Below are 15262 nucleotides of genomic sequence, written 5' to 3'. Positions count from 1 at the left end.
GGTGCGGTGTCGCCGTGACGCGGGGGTCAGCCGCGGGACGGGCCTCAGCTGTTCTGGGCCTCCCAGGTGAGGCCGAGGCTCGCGGTGCCGCCCTGGGTCGTGTTGGGGGCGGTGTTCGAGACGGTGTAGGTCACCTGGTAGGTGCGGGTCTCGGACGCGGTGCCGGTGGGGGCCCAGGTGCCGACGCCGTTGGAGTAGTTGGTGTAGCTGGTGCCGAAGGCGGCCAGCGTGCCGTTGTAGAGGCTCGAGCCCGCCGAGAGCGGGGTGAAGCCGGTGCACGAGCCGAAGCCGCCGCCGGTGCCCTGCACGACGCTCAGCGTGATGTTCGACGCGAGGTTGTTGGTCGTGGCGGCGCCCGTCCCGTAGAGCTTGACGGCCGAGGCGAGCGAGCCCGTGCTGGTGACGGCGATGCAGTTGCTGCCGGTCTGGCCGGGCTTGAGGTTCGTGGCGGTGAAGAGCGCGGTGTTGCTGTCGTCGTCGGTCAGGGCGACGGTGCCGGCGGTCCAGTTGCTGGTGGGGTTGACCGTGGTCGACGAGAAGGCCGAGTACGACGCCGTCGAGACGACGATGCCCGAGGCGACGAGGGCGGCGGGGATGGCGATCCAGGCGGCGATGCGGGCGATGCGGGGCGTGGGACGGGACATGGTGTGCTCCAGGGCGAGAGGGGGGAAGGGGGGATGTCGGGGGCCACCCCGGCGAGGTGATTCAGGGGCTTCGCCGGTGAGAAGCTCACCTCCCGAACCGTTCCGGTTTCGAGTGGTCGTTGTTCTCAAGTGGTACGACAATCAAATTACTTGGACTCCGAGAGGCACGCAAGGCGAACCATGTCCCCAGTGGTGGGGGTGTCACGATCGTCGAGATTCTTGTTGACTGAGCCGGTGCCATGGACGGCACGCCCACACGCGTCACGGAGGACCCCCTTGCTCATCTCCCCACCCCGGGCCGACCCCGGCCTCACCCCCGGCCCCGGCCCTGGCCTCACGCCCGACCCCGGCCTCGCCCCCGGCGACCTCGGCCGCCTGCTCGACTCGTTCCGCCTGTTGATGCTGAACCACTCGCGGGTGCTCGACCACCAGGGCGACCTCTTCGGGCTGGGCGACACCGACATCCGGTTCCTCTTCTACGTGTGGGCCACCGGCGACCTGGTCACCCCGAAGCGGGCGGCCGAGCACCTCGACCTCTCGTCGGGTGCGATGACCAACCTCGTCGACCGCCTCGTCGACGCCGGGCACCTCGACCGGCGCCGCAACCCGGACGACCGCCGCAGCGTCATCGTCAGCCGCACGCCGCGCGGCGTCGAGGTCACGACGGCCATCGCGAGCGCCTACGCCGCCGCGTTCGCCGAGGTCGTGCCGGCGTCGCGACACGGTGCCCTCGCCGACACGCTGCTCGACCTCGGCCGGGCGTTCGACCGCCACGGGGTCGGCACCCGGGACGCGCCCCACGCCGCCGCCTGACCCGCCTCGACTGCGGGCCGCGGGCCACGGGCCACGGGCCGCGGGCTACGGGCCGCGGGCCGCGGCCTAGGGGATGAGGCGGCGCAGGCGTGCGGCGTCGGCCAGGTCGGCCCGGAAGCGGTCGAGCGTCGACAGCGTGTAGAGCCCGTCGATCTGCTGGTCGACCCAGAGCTGGTGGATGCGCTTGAGGTCGGCCTGACGGCTCTTCCAGCCGATGCCGTCGATCACGGCCATGACGGTCTGTCGGGGCAGCCGCACGTCGGCCATCTCCTCGATCTCGCGGACGGCGTCGGTCAGCTTCGAACCGGTCGAGTCGAACCCCTTCGCCGCGACCACGATGGCGGGCTCCTGCGCCGAGGGGATCACCAGGTCGCACGGCGCCGTGCGGTTCGCCCGGCCGGTGAACCGCGTCCGCGTGCCGCAGGCGAGTCCGAGGTCACGGGCGATGGCCTCGATCTCGTCCTCGAGCCGCCGACCCGACACCCCGGCGCGGATCGCCGACGCCCGGGTGCCGGCCCGGGCCGAGAGCAGGTCGCCGAAGTCGTACGTGCGGTGCCGCTGGGACGCGACGAGACGGACGAGCTCGAACTCGTCGTCGAGGTGGGCGACCAGTTCGTCGGCCCGTCCCCGCGCGAGCGTCAGCCAGCTGGGGGTGTCGAAGGCGTGCCGCAGCGAGTTGCGCAGCTTCTCCTGCGACAGCCCGACGGCCAGGCCGAGGGCGGGCACCCACGCCGGGTGCTGCCGGGTCCACTCGGCGAGGTGGTCGCGGTCGACGACGGGCAGGTCGCCGAGGCTCGCCGCGGCCCGACCTAGGTCGGTCGCCGCCGCCGAGGGGGCGGTCGGGTCGACGTGCGGGGTCATGCGCCCGAGCGACGCCACGTACTCGTCGAAAGTGGGGATCGTCACGGTCAGTCCCTCCCGACGAAGACGTACTCGGTGGCCGCCGTGCGGGTCGCCGTGCGGTGCGTGCCGAAGCTGTAGGTGTGGTCGACCACGCGCACCTCCACGTGCGGCTTGATCGTGCGCATCAGCTGCTCGATGCGCTCGCGGCTCGGCACGGCGTTCGACGAGTACGAGAGCACGAGCGCCCCGGCGTCGGCGAACTGCTCGAAGGTGCGCACGAGGGCGTCGTCGACCGTCCGCGGGTAGGCGAACGGCGTGAACAGCTTGACGATCTTCTTCGTCTTGGTCTCGGTCATGACCGTCTGCCCCCGCCAGTACACGGCCAGTCCCTGCAGGAAGTGGTACCGCTTCATGTAGTCCGCGTCGTCCCGAGGAGGCGCGTAGGGCGGATCGAGGTACACCAGGTCGGCGGGCGGTCGCCTCAGGTCGGCCACGTCGCCCTCGACGGCCTCGTGCGCGAGGCCGTCGTCGAACACGGTCGCGCCGTAGGCCCGGACGGCCGCCCGGAACTGCTCGGCCATGGTCATCCGCAGGTCGCGGCGCCCGTCGTCGTACCGCGCGCCCGTGAAGGTGAAGACGCCCCGGGGCTGCTTGCGCGCCGCGGCGAGCACGAGGCCGGCGATCGCCAGATCGCGCTCGGCGCCGTCGAGCCGGTCGACGTGCGACCAGGCCGAGTCGAGGAACGCGCGGTCGTCGGCCGAGAAGAACACGCCGTCGAAGGTGCGGCGCACGACGTCGCGGTCGTCGGCGGGCGGGCCGCAGATCTCGTCGACGAGGTCGTCCGACAGCGTCGTCGACCCGTTGACGACGGAGGCGCGGGCGATGACCGCGGGGAAGGCCAGGAAGTCGTTGCTCACGACCTGGCGACCCTCCGCCTTCATGAGGTACGAGACGACGCCCGACCCGCTGAAGGCGTCGATCGCGGTCGAGGGCCGAACCGCGCCTCCTTCGCCTTCGGGGTCGCGGGCCGGCACGGGCGCGACGCTCGAGAAGACGTCGTGCAGCACGGGCAGCAGCGCGTACTTCGAGCCCATGTAGCGCAGGCGGGGGAAGGCGGCGACGCGGGCGGGCACGGGGGCGGCCCCGGTCGCCGTGGCGGCCCCGGTCGCGGAGGACTGCCTCACGGTGGGCCGGCTCGCGGCGGAGGGCACGAGCTCGACGGTCACCGGGCAAGTCTGCCGCACGTCAGCGGTCGGACGGGCTCCGGGTGCGGGAGTCGAGGTCGACGCGCTCGGCGTGCGGGACGCTGCCGGTGGTCGTGCCGGCGATGCGCAGGCTCTCTTGTCGCAGCTCGAGCTGGGCGACGACGAGCGCCGCGAGGTCGGCGAGGTTGGCGACCTGCTCGTCACTGGCCGTGCCCGGCTCGCGCCCGATCACCGAGAGGGTGCCGATCGTGTGGCCGTCGCGCCGGGTGAGGGGCACGCTGACGTAGAACCGCATGCCGAGCGGACCGGTGACCAGCGGGCTCGACGCCACGCGACGGTCGGTCGCGGCGTCCTCGATGACCAGCGGCTCGGACGAGTGGACGGCCCCGAGCGAGAGGTCGATGTGCCGGGCGATGTCGCCCACGGCGGGGTCGTAGTGGGTCGTGAACCACGTGCGGTCGTCGTCGATGACGGTCGCCAGGGCGATGGGCGCCGAGAACAGGCGGGCCGCCATGGCGGTGACGCGGTCGAGCGCCTCGTTGGGCAGGGTGTCGAGCACCTCGCTGTGGTCGAAGGGCTCGGTGTCGCCCCCGCGCATCGAGCCGTCGCCGGTCGACAGGTCGCCCACGGCGTCGCGGTGCTCGGTCGTCTCGGTGATGACCACGTCGCGCATCATCGCGACGAGCTCGGCCCGCGTCGGCCGCTCGGCGGGGTCCCGGCGGGTCATCGCCCGCAAGGCGTGACGCCAGTGCTCGGGCAGCGGGTCGGGCAGCACCGGGTCGCGCGACAGCCGGGCCACGGCCGACTCGACGAGCGACCCCGGGAACTCGCGTCGACGCGTGAAGCACTGCAGCAACACGAGGCCGAGGCTGTAGACGTCGCTCGGGGGGCCGACCTGGCCGCCCACGGCCTGCTCGGGGCTGAGGTACGCCGCGGTGCCGGTGGTGACGCCCTCGGCGGTGAGCCGTTCGACGTCCTCGGTGAGGGCGATGCCGAAGTCGGCGAGCTTGGCCCGGGCGCGGGCCGCCTCGTGGTCGCCGTAGTCGACGAGCAGGATGTTCGACGGCTTGATGTCGCGGTGCACCACCGCGTGGCCGTGGATGTAGTCGAGCGCCTCGGCCATGTCGTAGCCGATCTCGGCGATGTGCCGCGCGGCGAGCGCTCCGTGCCGCAGACGGTCTTCGAGGTTGAGCCCGGCGATCAGCGGCATCACGAGGAATCGCTGGGGACCGTTCGGCCCCTGCTCGACCCCCGCGTCGAAGAGACCGACGAGGCCGTGGTGCTCGAGGCTCGACAGCACGCCGAGCTCGGCTTCCTGTCGGGCCGGGTCGACCATCGCACTGTGGAAGACCTTGATCGCGACGGTGCGGTTGAGGCTCTCGTCGACGGCCTTGTAGACGGTCGCCATGCCACCCCGGCCCACGACGGACTGCAGGCGGTAGCGCTCGGCGAGGACGCGATCGAGCGCGTCGTCCTGCTGTGGCGCGGCCATCGCCTCCCCCTCGTGACTGGTGTGTGGTCCATCCTGTCGCATGCGGGGCGATCTCGGGACGGTCCGGCGGGTGACGATCACATCACGACGAGGTCACGCCCATCGCCCGGGGACCCCGGCGCGAGCCGGCCGGACCTTGCGATGCCCTGGGAGAACGTCGTCGTCGGGAAGGCATCGGGCGGGCCATCGGTTGCGTTGCGCATGACAACCTACGGAATCATCGGAGCAGGCAACATCGGCAGCCAGGTCGCCCGGGCGGTCATCGCCCACGGCCACGACGTCGTGATCAGCAACTCGCGCGGCCCCGAGACCCTGGCCGACCTCGTGGCCGACCTCGGCCCCAAGGCCCGGGCCGCCACGGCGACCGAGGCCGGCGAAGCGGGCGACGTCGTCGTCGTCACCGTCCCCCTCAAGAACGTCGACCAGGTGCCCGTCGAGCCGCTCGCGGGCAAGACCGTGATCGACACGAACAACTACTACTTCGAGCGCGACGGCCACATCACCGCGCTCGACGAGGGCACCGACACGACCGCCGAGATGCTGCAGCGCCACCTGCCCACCAGCACGGTCGTCAAGGGCTTCAACCACATCCCGGCCGACGACATCACGACCGACACCGCCCCGGCCGGCACCCCCGACCGCCGCGCGCTGGCCACGTCGAGCGACTCCCCCGAGGCCGTCGCCCTGATGACCGACCTCTACGACGAGCTCGGCTTCGACACCGTCGACGTCAGCCCGTTGTCCGAGAGCTGGCGCGTGGAGCGCGACCGCCCGGCCTACGTCGTCCGTCAGACGAAGGACGAGCTCGTCGCCAACCTGGCGAAGGCGAACCGGGTGCCGCAGGCCTCCTGACCCGGCCGGGCGGTGACGCCGCCCGACGAACGCGACCCGCGCCTCCTGCAGGAGGCGCGGGTCGCGTCGTTCGTGGAGGTGCCGGTCAGAGCACCCAGCAGCGGTAGGCCGAACCGGTCACCGCGCGCTCGCTGGTCACGAGCGAGGTCGTGTAGGTCTGCGTGAACGTGTCGACCGCGGGGAGGTCGACGACCTTCCACCCGACCACCGCGCGGTTCTCGTTCAGCGCCTGCACCGCACAGCCGACGTCCGTGCCGCCCGCGACGTTGATCGTGTACTGCACCTGGACGGCGTCGTCGCCCGCGACGGTGAAGCCGTAGTGGCTCACCTCGAGCTCGGCCGAGTCGCCGTCGAACGCGACGAGCACGACCCAGGCCGCCACCACGACGGCCACGACGGCACCCGCGACGAGGGCGATCAGTCGCGATCGACGAGTCCGGCCCGGCCGCCGGCCGTACCGACTGTCGAGCCGTGAGGCCGGATCGGCGCGCGCCGGGTCGAGGGTCTGCATGGCGTCAAGGGTAGGAGGCGCCGGCTCGGAACCGCATGGACGTCACGTCCCGCGGTGGCCGGCCGGCCGAGGCGGGCCGCCTGGACGGCTCGGGCCGCCTCGTCGGGTCAACCCGCCTCGAGGGGTCAGGCCGCTTCGGCCGCGAAGAGCATCGACAGGTCGAGGGGCTCGGTGGGGGCCAGTTCGACGTAGACCAGGTCGTCGTTCACAGGAAGAGCCCGTTGCTGAGGAAGAGCGCGGCGACGAGGCTCGCGCTGGCGCCGACGGCCGCCGTGGCGATGACGAAGAGGGTCGCCTGGCGTTCGGTCTCGCGGACCTCGGAGAAGGGGCTCTGGTCCGCGTCGATGCGGCGACGCGACGGCGTGAGGAGTGTCATGGTGTGTCCGATCTCGGCAGCCCTGTGCTGCCTGCCCGTGATGCTGTTGCCGGAGGGGGCGCGACCCGGTCGCGTCCCGCACCGCCCGTGAAGTCGGTGCATGGGAATGAAACCACGGGATAGCTAGTCCCTCTAACTACTCGACCGGGCTGTTCGCATTGCGGACAGCGCCCCCTCTCCGTCGTCGACCAAGCCGGCTCCGAGGCCTGATTCCCCGGCCTTCTGCGCCACCCACCCCCGAAAGGGGAATGTCCTCATTTCGGGGGACCGGCAGACTGACCTCGGTCTCGGGACGAGACCGCCGGAGGCCGCGCCTCCTGCACTGCACGGATTGCGAACGCACATGCCCCTGGTCGAGACCCCGACCCCCCGCCCGCACGGCCGCCTGATCGCGGCCGTCCTGCGCGCCTCCCAACCCCTCTTCCGCCTGCACCTCGCGCTGTACCGGCGCGAGGTGGCGCGGGCGCCCTACCCCCGCGACGCCCGCCACATGACCGTCGACGGCCCGGACCCCGTGCACCTGCTCTTCGTCGGCAGCATCGCCGTCGAGGGCTTCGGCGTGCTCGCGCACGACCTGACCTGCGCCAGCCAGACCGCCCGCCTCGTCGGCTCGGCCCGGGGCCGCGGCGTCACCTGGCGCGAGGTCTCGGCACCCGTGCTCACCGCCGCCGAGGCCGCCCGCGTCGAGCTGCCGGCCGAGCCCGCGGAGGCGGCGGTGGTGCTGCTCGGCATCTGTGACGTCCTGCTGGCGACCGGGGGCGCCTCCTGGGAGGCCGACCTCCGCCGTCTCGCCGACCGGGTGCGCGAGACGGCCGGCCCCGACTGCCGCATGGTCTACGTCGGCATCCCGCCGATGGCCGAGTTCCGGCCGATCCCCCCGGTGGCCAAGCGACTGCTGACCCGTCAGATCGAACGGCTGAACGCGCTGACGGCCCGGGTCGCCCTGACCACGCCCGGCGCATCGTGGGTGCCGTTCCCCGAGTGGCGGTCCGAGGGGCTGTACCACCAGGAGCTGTTGTCGTGGGCCACCATGCACCGGCGCTGGGGGCAGGCGATCGCGCCGGCCGTGGTGAGGTCGCTCGGGGGCGTCACCGCCGCCGAGGCGCGCCACGAGAGCGACCCCGGGCCGGGAGTCCCGGCCTAGACGCCCGAGTCCGCCAGGCTGCCGACGCGGGTCGTGCCGTAGGTGTACGCGTAGCAGACGACCGAGCGCTCGCCGTCGTCCCAGCCCTTCTCGGTGGGGGCGAGCACGCCGTAGTCGGCGAGGGACTCGTCGTACGAGGCCCCGACGTAGTCGCTGAAGGCCGCGTCGCAGAGGTCGGCCGCCTCGTCCAGGACCTCGTAGCCGCCAGGGAACGCCCCGCCGTCCAGCTCGTCCACCAGGTAGGCCTCTTCGTCGTGGGCCTCGTCGCACGAGGCGGTCTCGACGTCGCCGGTGCCCTCGCGACCGAGGTCGCCGACGGTGAAGCAGGTGCCGACGTCGAGCCCGTCGACGCTGGTCACGCCCGAGAAGTCGAGGGGGTAGAGGTAGTCGCCGTAGACCGCGTCCGAGCCGAAGTACGTGGTGGGGTCCTCGTCGGCGTACGACGAACCGTCGTCGTAGCCGTAGCCGGCCGACCCGCCGGCGAGCGACATCCCGCCGAGCAGGCCGGCACCGCCGCCGACGATCAGGGCGACGACCGCGGCACCGACGATCGCGAGGACCCAGGGGGTCCTCGACGGCTGCGACGGCAGGGCGGGGAGGAACGCAGGAGGCGCGGCGTAGGGGTCCTGCGTCGGCCACGGCTGCCAGGGGGCCTGGGCCTGCGGCTGCGGCTGCTGCTGGGGCTGCGGCTGCTGCTGCGGCCACCCGGGCGACTCGGACCCGGGCGGGGGCCACCCCTGCGGCTGCTGCTGCGGCTGCTCGGGCTGCTGCCATCCCTGCGGTCGCTGCTCGGGTGCGCCCGGCTCGATCGGTGTGCTCACGGTCGTCCCCTTCGTGGACCGGGCGGTCGGATCACCGGGTCACGCCGGATCATATCCAGCCCCGGGCACCGCGCTCGACCCCCTGTCCGGGAAGACGATCGTGATCTGGTTGCCTGCCCTCCCGGCCTGACCTACACTCGATCCGTTCGAACACACGTTCGAACGTGCAGGAGGACGACATGAGCACCCAGACCACCCACGAGCCCGTCGCGTTGTGGTTCGAGCGCGACCTGCCGGCGCGGCTGGTCTGGTCCTGCCGACGGTGGCGGGTGAGCGACACCCCGACCGAGCTGCGGGTCGAACCGGCCGTCACGCCCCCCTTCATCACGCACCCGCCCCGTCGCTTCGTCGGCTGGCGCTTCCAGGCCACCGACGACGACGGCACCACCCACATGTTCGAGGTCGTCCTCGGCACCGACGGCGGCTGGGTGCTGGGGCGCGTCTACGACTGACCCGGGACGACGACGGGCGGCTGCGAGGATGACGTCATGACGGACCCCCTGCTCGAACGCATCGAGCGCTACATGGCCAGGTCACCGGTGAGCGAGTCGTCTCGCCTCACCGCCTGGGCCCGGACGCTCGCCCTCGGCGAGCTGGTCCGCGTCCTGAGGACGAACGAGCCCACCGACGTCGGAGTGCAGACCCTCGAGTCGCAGCTGCGATTGGCGGCGACCATCACGCGGGACAGCGGCGGGGACCTCGAGGTCGCGGCCTCGCACCACGATCGCCTCGCTGCCGATCTCAACGCCGTGCAACCGGATGCGGACCAGTACTCTCCCGTCCGCAACGCCGCCCGCGCCCATCGCATGGCGGCGGCCATCTGCCGTGGTGATCACTCGGACCTGCGCCGCTTCGCCTCCCACCCGAGGCACGGGACCGACTACACCGCGGCGCTCCGGTTGCCGTCGACCGACTGACGGTCGGGGCCCCCCGGCAGACCGCGGCCGGGGCCCGGTCGGAGACTCCCTGGGCGGCCCGGATGGCGGCCCGCGTCGAAGGGTGACGAGGTCCTCGCGCACGGGTTGCGTCAGGATGTGGGGCCACGGCGTTCAGATGTCGCAAGGGACTCCGTCTCGCGCGGCTGGGCCGCTTAGGACTGTCTCATGCACTCATCGCCGGCCACCCCTGACACGACCTGCGACCGCCGTGTCGCGCGTCAGGTCCGTTCATGACCCTCACGGACATCCTTCCCTCGATGCGACGGGTGATCGCCGACCCGTTCGTCCCCGACGCCTGGCCGGAACGGACTCGTCCGACCCTGGACGACGTCGTCATCGGCGGGGTGTCCCTCGTCCGCCTGGCGAGCATCTGCGAGACGCCGTGCGTCCACACGGGCGCTGCCCTCGTGCCCCGCTCCGGTGGCCGGGTGTCGACCGTCGACGACGCCACGGCGATCGTCGTCACCGTCAGCAACGTCTGTCGCCACAGCTCCGGTGCGATCGTCGTCCAGGTGGACGCCCGACTGGGTGCGGTGCCCGTCGCCATCGGGGAGCTGCGTCTGATCGGGCGGATCTCGACGGCCCACGACGTGGCCATGGTGATCGGCCTGCAGGACGAGGGGCCCGATCTCGCCGTGGCCGACCTGCCCGGAGACCTTCGCATCGGCGACCTCCTGGCGGTCCCGTGCCCGGGCGACATCACGGTCGGGCGTCTGCGCCGGCACCAGAGCCGACGATGACGACCCCTGGCGCCCTCCCGACGATGCGTCACGCCGTGCACGACGTCGTGGACGGTGCTCATTCGTGGGGCACGCTGGACCAGGCTCCGGCTCGGTCGACGGTCGTGCAGCAGATCACCCTCCGGGTGTTGCGACCGGGAACGAGCCTCCGCGAGAGGAGGCTCCTCCATCTCCGGCAGATCTGGCCCGTCGCCGGGGCGATCTGCTCGGCCGTGTCGCTCCTCGTCCTGGCATCCCGGGTCCCGGCTCCGGTGGCGGCCTCGATCGCTCTGGCCCTCTACGGTCTCGGGTTCCTGTGCCTCGACGTCATGACGACACGGCTCCGGGCCACGGTGCGAGAGCTGACGGCGTCCTCGACGTGCACCCCGGGCGGTCTGGTCGTGCTCGGTGACGCCGCCTGCGTCCGCGCGACGGCTGCGCGGCTCGTCGCCCTCGAGCGGGAATTCGCGTCAGGCCACCTCTCGCTCGAGCGGTACCTCGCGCGCTGGAACGAGGTCTACACCGCGTTGCCGGCGGATTCGAACCGGACATGACGTCGAAGACGTCGGTCCCCGTCGCCACTCGTTTCTACGGAACGGGGCCGCAGTTCGATGCCCTCGCCCTGGAGGTCGACGATTTCTCGGCCGCATCGCGACGCGACTCCCGGGACGCGGGCCGGTTCTTGACCGACGTGTTGGAGACGCAGCTGCGGCACCTCCGACCGGTGAGCCAGATCCTCCTCCTGGAACGCATCCGCGCCTCCGGACGCGTCTCGGGGTCTCACTTCTCGACCCTTCGCGGCGTCTTGTCGCGCACGCGGGCCGTGGCGGCGAACACCCACGGCATGGACGTCTCGACCAACGCGCTGCTCTTGCCGGCCTCTCGAGCCGACGCCCTGTCGGAACCGGACGTGCTCGACCTCGTGCGGCACCGCCCCCTCCAGGCGACGGGCGTCGTCCTCGATCACCACGTCCCCGTTCGGGTCGGACGTCTCAGGGAGTCCCTCAGCGCACCCGTCCTCTGACCGCCATCGTGTACTTCCCTGACGACGGGGGCAGGAGGCGCGTGGCATCCGAGGTCAGCTGCTCGGCTCGTCGGGCACGAAGCGGTAGCCCATGCCCTGCACCGTCTGGAGGTAGCGAGGTTGAGCCGGGACCGCTTCGAGCTTCTTCCGGAGTTGGGAGACGTACAGCCGCAGGTACCCGCCGTCAGTGGTGTGTGCCGGACCCCAGATCCGGGTGAGGATGTCCTCCCGTGTGACGAGACGCCCCGGGTTCCTGACCAGGATCTCGAGGATGCGCCATTCGGTGGGAGTCAGGCGGATCGCCTCGTCCGGTTCGCGGACGACGCTCTTGGCGACGAAGTCGATCCGGATGCCCCCGAACGTCTCGGACGGTTGATCGGGGGTCGGAGTCGTCCGTCGCGTCAGCGCCCGGAGGCGGGCCAACAGCTCGTCCATGGCGAACGGCTTGGTGATGTAGTCGTCTGCGCCGGCATCGAGCGCCTCGACCTTGTCCGCGGCGCCGGCTCGGCCCGAGACGACGAGGACCGGGATGTTGCTCCACCCGCGGAGGCCTTCGATGACGCCGAGCCCGTCGACGTGCGGCATGCCGAGGTCGACCATGACGACGTCGGGATGTTCTTCGACGACGGCGCGGAGCGCCTCGGCTCCGTCGGCGGCGGTGGCGATGTCGTAGCCGACCGCCCCGAGGGTCAGGGTGAGGGCCCGGACGAGCTGCGGATCGTCGTCGGCGATGAGGATCTTCATGCGTGGTCCGTCCCGGTCGTCTGATGAGCCACAGGAAGGGAGACGACCATGCTGAGCCCGCCTCCCGGGGTCTCCTCGGCTCGGAGGGTGCCCCCCATGCCCTCGGTGAAGCCCTTGGAGATGGCGAGTCCCAGCCCGAGGCCGGCGGTGTTGTCGGTGTCGCCGAGGCGCTGGAAGGGAACGAACACCAGGTCCAGGCGTTCGGGACTGATCCCCGGCCCCTGATCGGCGACGCGGATCTCCACGGCGTCCCCGAAGCTGCTGCTGGAGAGACGCACCGGTGTCCCCCCGGGGGCGTACTTGAGGGCGTTGTCGAGCAGGTTCACCAGGACGCGCTGGAGGAGGACCGGGTCGGCGTCGGCCTGGGGAACGTCCTCGCCGATCCGGAGCTCGATGCGTCCGGGGTCGACCTGGAGTTCGTCCACGGACGCGAAGAGGACGTCGTCGACGTCGACGGGTTGGCGTGACACCGCGAGGGCTCCCGCCTGGACGCGGCTGACGTCCAGGAGGTTCGTGACGAGGGCCGACAGCGCGTCGAGGCTCTCGTGGGCCGTGGTGAGGAGTTCGTCGCGGTCGCGGTCCGCCCAGACGACGTCGTCTTGTTGCAGGCCCGTCACGGCCGCCGTGGCCGAGGCGAGCGGCCGCCGCAGGTCGTGTCCGACGGCGGCGAGCAGTGCCGTGCGGACCTGGTCCACCTGCGCCAGCGGCCCCGCGGAGTCGGCGGTCGCCGACAGGGCCTTGTGTTCCAGGGCCGTCTCGACCTGGGCCGCGATGACCGCGAGGAGGCGTCTCTCGGACGCCGCCATCGGCGGTCCGGTCATCTCGAGGCGCGCACGGGTGCCGACGGGGACGATCGTCGTCTCGTCGCCGGCCCGGGGTGCGCCGAGGGAGTCGACGACGTCACCGTCGACGTCGATGACGGAGACCGTCCGCAGGCGGAAGGCGTCCTGGGTGCGGGACAGGAGCGCGTGGAGCGCGTCCTGGCCGCGGATGACGCCCCCGGCGACGGCCGCGAGCAGTTCGGACTCGGCGACGGCACGCGCCGCCGCCCGGGATCGACGGGCAGCCTGGTCGACCACGTAGCTGACGAGCAGGGCGATGACGACGTAGAGGACGAGGGTCAGGAGGTGCAGCGGCCGGCCGACGGTGATGCTGTCGTAGGGCTCGACGAAGAAGAAGTCCAGCGTCACTCCCGAGAGCACCGCCGCGAAGAGGGCCGGCCAGATCCCGCCGACGAGCGCGACGACCACGACGAGCAGCTGGTAGACGAGCACGTCGCTCGTGAGCGATTCGTCGCTGCGGAACATCACGAGCAGCCAGGTCACGATCGGGCCGAGCACCACGGCGAGACCGCCCCCCAGGAGGCGACGCCGCAGCGTCAGCGCGCCTCCTGCCCGGGGGAGGGTGAACCGGCCGCCGGCGGCGGAGTGGGTCACGATGTGCACGTCGATGTCACCCGATTCGCGGATGACGGTGGCGCCGATCCCCGGGCCCGTCAGGGCTGCGGCGACGCGGCTCCGGCGGCTGACGCCGATGACGAGTTGGGAGGCGTTCATCGCCTTCGCGAACTGGACCAGGGCGACGGGGACGTCACCACCGACGACCTGGTGATGGGTGCCGCCGAGTTTCTCCGTCAGGGCGCGCTGCGCCGAGAGAGCACCCGGGTGCGCATCGCGGAGGCCGTCCTGGGCGATGACGTGCACGGTGACGAGCTCGCCCCCGGACGACCGGGCGGCGATGCGGGCGCCACGACGGATGAGGGTCTCGCCCTCCGGCCCGCCGGTGAGGGCGACCACGACCCGCTCCCGCGCCTCCCACTTGCTGTCGATCCCGTTCTCGACCCGGTAGGCCTTCAGGGCGCTGTCGACCTCGTCGGCCAGCCACAGCAGAGCCAGCTCCCGCAACGCCGTCAGGTTGCCGAGGCGGAAGTAGTTCGACAGCGCGGCGTCGATGCGGGCCGCCGGGTAGACGTTCCCCTCGGCGAGACGGTCGCGGAGCGCCTGGGGGGCGAGGTCGACGACCTCGATCTGATCGGCGCTCCGGAGCATGCTGTCGGGGACGGTCTCGCGCTGGGCGGCCCCGGTGATCTTCTCCACCACGTCGTTGAGTGACTCGATGTGCTGGACGTTGACGGTCGAGATGACGTCGATGCCCGCGTCGAGGAGGACCTGGACGTCCTGCCACCGCTTCTGCCGGGCCGAGCCCGGAGCGTTGGTGTGGGCGAGCTCGTCGACGAGGGCGAGGTCGGGTCTCCGGGCGAGGACCGCGTCGACGTCCATCTCCGTCAGCTCGATGCCGCGGTGCAGGGTCGTCGTCCGCGGGACGACCTCGAGATCGCCGAGCATGGACGCCGTGGCCTCGCGGCCGTGGGTCTCGACGACGGCGACGACGACGTCCTTGCCCTCTCGGGCGAGCCGGGTCCCCTCTTCGAGCATGGTGTAGGTCTTGCCGACGCCGGGGGCGGCGCCGAGCAGCACCCGGAGCCGCCCCCGCTTCACGGTCTCAGCGTCCCGTCTCGGCCAGGGCCGCGTTGAGCTCGAGCACGTTCACGGTGGGCTCGCCCAGGTAGCCGAGGTCGCGGCCCTGGGTGTGCTCCTCCACGAGCGCCTCGACGTCCGCGACCGGCAGGTCACGTGCCGCGGCGACCCGCTCGACCTGGATGCGCGCGTACTCGGGGCTGATGTGCGGGTCGAGCCCGGACGCGGAGGCGGTGAGCGCGTCGACGGGGACGTCCTCCGGGGCGACTCCGTCGCTCTCGGCGATCGCCGCCCGCCGCTCCTCGACGGCCGCGATGAGGTCCTCGTTCTCGGGCCCGTAGTTGCTGCCGCTCGAGGCGGAGGCGTCGTAGCCGTCACCGGCAGCCGAGGGCCGCGACTGGAACCACTCGGGCAGGGCGACACCGTCGGCGTCGGTGAAGGACTGCCCGATGAGTGACGAGCCGACGGTCTCACCGTCGACGTGGACGGCGGAACCGTCCGCCTTGCCGCCCAGGACGAGCTGGCCGACCCCGGTGACGACGGCCGTGTAGGCCACGCCGAGGACGACGGTGAAGACGAGCATCGCGCGGAGGGCGACACCGTACTGGCGGAGCAGGGTGCGGGTGTTCATGGTCTCTCTCTCGTTCGTCGTCTGCGTC

At 72.0% G+C, this 15262-nt stretch carries 18 protein-coding genes; 8 read left to right on the top strand and 10 right to left on the bottom strand.

Translation table 11 applies throughout. The features are described from left to right. Window positions 1-44 precede the first annotated feature (44 nt). Window positions 45-644 carry a hypothetical protein gene (locus QRN23_RS13565; protein ID WP_056049806.1) on the bottom strand — a complete coding sequence of 200 codons (600 nt, stop codon included), beginning with the start codon at window positions 642-644 and terminating at the stop codon, window positions 45-47. A gap of 276 nt (window positions 645-920) precedes the next feature. Between QRN23_RS13565 and QRN23_RS13560 the strand changes: the two genes are divergently transcribed. After that, on the top strand, window positions 921-1457 hold the full coding sequence (locus QRN23_RS13560; protein ID WP_158612878.1) for a MarR family transcriptional regulator: 537 nt from the start codon (window positions 921-923) through the stop codon (window positions 1455-1457). Window positions 1458-1523: 66 nt separating this feature from the next. On the opposite strand, the gene QRN23_RS13555 is transcribed toward QRN23_RS13560, so the two are convergent. Genes QRN23_RS13555 through QRN23_RS13545 form a run of 3 tightly spaced genes read right to left on the bottom strand, consistent with a single transcriptional unit; the run spans window position 1524 to window position 4997 of the window. Then, window positions 1524-2363: a hypothetical protein gene (locus QRN23_RS13555; protein ID WP_285063823.1), complete on the bottom strand. Its 840-nt coding sequence runs from the start codon at window positions 2361-2363 to the stop codon at window positions 1524-1526. 2 nt (window positions 2364-2365) lie between these two features. Then, a complete protein-coding gene (locus QRN23_RS13550; protein ID WP_285063822.1) occupies window positions 2366-3526 on the bottom strand; it encodes a DNA adenine methylase in 1161 nt (386 codons plus the stop codon). 19 nt (window positions 3527-3545) lie between these two features. Next, window positions 3546-4997, bottom strand: a complete 1452-nt coding sequence (locus QRN23_RS13545) for a protein kinase domain-containing protein (protein ID WP_285063821.1) — start codon at window positions 4995-4997, stop codon at window positions 3546-3548. A gap of 141 nt (window positions 4998-5138) precedes the next feature. On the opposite strand from QRN23_RS13545, the gene QRN23_RS13540 reads away from it, so the two are divergent. Continuing rightward, the gene (locus tag QRN23_RS13540; RefSeq protein ID WP_255350810.1) at window positions 5139-5849 is read left to right on the top strand and encodes an NADPH-dependent F420 reductase; all 711 of its coding nucleotides are present in this window, start codon (window positions 5139-5141) and stop codon (window positions 5847-5849) included. Between the two features lie 85 nt (window positions 5850-5934). Here QRN23_RS13540 and QRN23_RS13535 read toward each other — a convergent pair whose 3' ends face one another. Both QRN23_RS13535 and QRN23_RS13530 read right to left on the bottom strand, forming a co-directional pair. After that, entirely contained in the window at window positions 5935-6360 is a 426-nt protein-coding gene (locus tag QRN23_RS13535; RefSeq protein ID WP_056049814.1) for a DUF4307 domain-containing protein, read from the bottom strand. Between the two features lie 205 nt (window positions 6361-6565). Further along, window positions 6566-6736 carry a hypothetical protein gene (locus QRN23_RS13530; RefSeq protein WP_157485568.1) on the bottom strand — a complete coding sequence of 57 codons (171 nt, stop codon included), beginning with the start codon at window positions 6734-6736 and terminating at the stop codon, window positions 6566-6568. 343 nt (window positions 6737-7079) lie between these two features. Between QRN23_RS13530 and QRN23_RS13525 the strand changes: the two genes are divergently transcribed. Beyond that, window positions 7080-7880 carry an SGNH/GDSL hydrolase family protein gene (locus QRN23_RS13525; protein ID WP_192124974.1) on the top strand — a complete coding sequence of 267 codons (801 nt, stop codon included), beginning with the start codon at window positions 7080-7082 and terminating at the stop codon, window positions 7878-7880. Here the strand turns inward: QRN23_RS13525 and QRN23_RS13520 are convergent. Further along, complete coding sequence (locus tag QRN23_RS13520; RefSeq protein ID WP_285063820.1) at window positions 7877-8701, bottom strand: septum formation family protein; 825 nt, start codon at window positions 8699-8701, stop codon at window positions 7877-7879. The two genes, QRN23_RS13525 and QRN23_RS13520, sit on opposite strands and share 4 nt — an antisense overlap. A gap of 179 nt (window positions 8702-8880) precedes the next feature. Between QRN23_RS13520 and QRN23_RS13515 the strand changes: the two genes are divergently transcribed. From QRN23_RS13515 to QRN23_RS13495, 5 genes are all read left to right on the top strand, one after another. Next, complete coding sequence (locus QRN23_RS13515) at window positions 8881-9153, top strand: hypothetical protein (RefSeq protein WP_192124978.1); 273 nt, start codon at window positions 8881-8883, stop codon at window positions 9151-9153. Window positions 9154-9189: 36 nt separating this feature from the next. Beyond that, window positions 9190-9618, top strand: a complete 429-nt coding sequence (locus tag QRN23_RS13510; protein WP_285063819.1) for a hypothetical protein — start codon at window positions 9190-9192, stop codon at window positions 9616-9618. Between the two features lie 251 nt (window positions 9619-9869). Continuing rightward, entirely contained in the window at window positions 9870-10379 is a 510-nt protein-coding gene (locus tag QRN23_RS13505; RefSeq protein WP_055976379.1) for a hypothetical protein, read from the top strand. Next, on the top strand, window positions 10376-10912 hold the full coding sequence (locus tag QRN23_RS13500) for a DUF6611 family protein (RefSeq protein ID WP_285063818.1): 537 nt from the start codon (window positions 10376-10378) through the stop codon (window positions 10910-10912). The genes QRN23_RS13505 and QRN23_RS13500 overlap by 4 nt, the downstream gene beginning before the upstream one ends. Beyond that, on the top strand, window positions 10909-11382 hold the full coding sequence (locus tag QRN23_RS13495; RefSeq protein WP_055976375.1) for a hypothetical protein: 474 nt from the start codon (window positions 10909-10911) through the stop codon (window positions 11380-11382). Before QRN23_RS13500 ends, QRN23_RS13495 begins: the two co-directional genes overlap by 4 nt. Window positions 11383-11436: 54 nt before the next feature. Here QRN23_RS13495 and QRN23_RS13490 read toward each other — a convergent pair whose 3' ends face one another. From QRN23_RS13490 to kdpC, 3 genes are read right to left on the bottom strand one after another with little or no spacing between them, the layout of a single operon-like run. After that, complete coding sequence (locus QRN23_RS13490; protein ID WP_056049824.1) at window positions 11437-12126, bottom strand: response regulator transcription factor; 690 nt, start codon at window positions 12124-12126, stop codon at window positions 11437-11439. Further along, entirely contained in the window at window positions 12123-14624 is a 2502-nt protein-coding gene (locus tag QRN23_RS13485) for a DUF4118 domain-containing protein (protein ID WP_137847195.1), read from the bottom strand. The genes QRN23_RS13490 and QRN23_RS13485 overlap by 4 nt, the downstream gene beginning before the upstream one ends. Before the next feature lie 4 nt (window positions 14625-14628). Then, on the bottom strand, window positions 14629-15234 hold the full coding sequence (gene kdpC, locus QRN23_RS13480) for a potassium-transporting ATPase subunit KdpC (RefSeq protein WP_137847194.1): 606 nt from the start codon (window positions 15232-15234) through the stop codon (window positions 14629-14631). Between the last annotated feature and the right edge of the window lie 28 nt (window positions 15235-15262).

It is taken from the genome of Frigoribacterium sp. ME-P-080 (genome assembly GCF_030209595.1).
GTDB lineage: Bacteria > Actinomycetota > Actinomycetes > Actinomycetales > Microbacteriaceae > Frigoribacterium.
The sequence above is the reverse complement of the archived record's forward strand: the minus strand, read 5'-3'. Positions and strand labels throughout refer to the sequence as shown.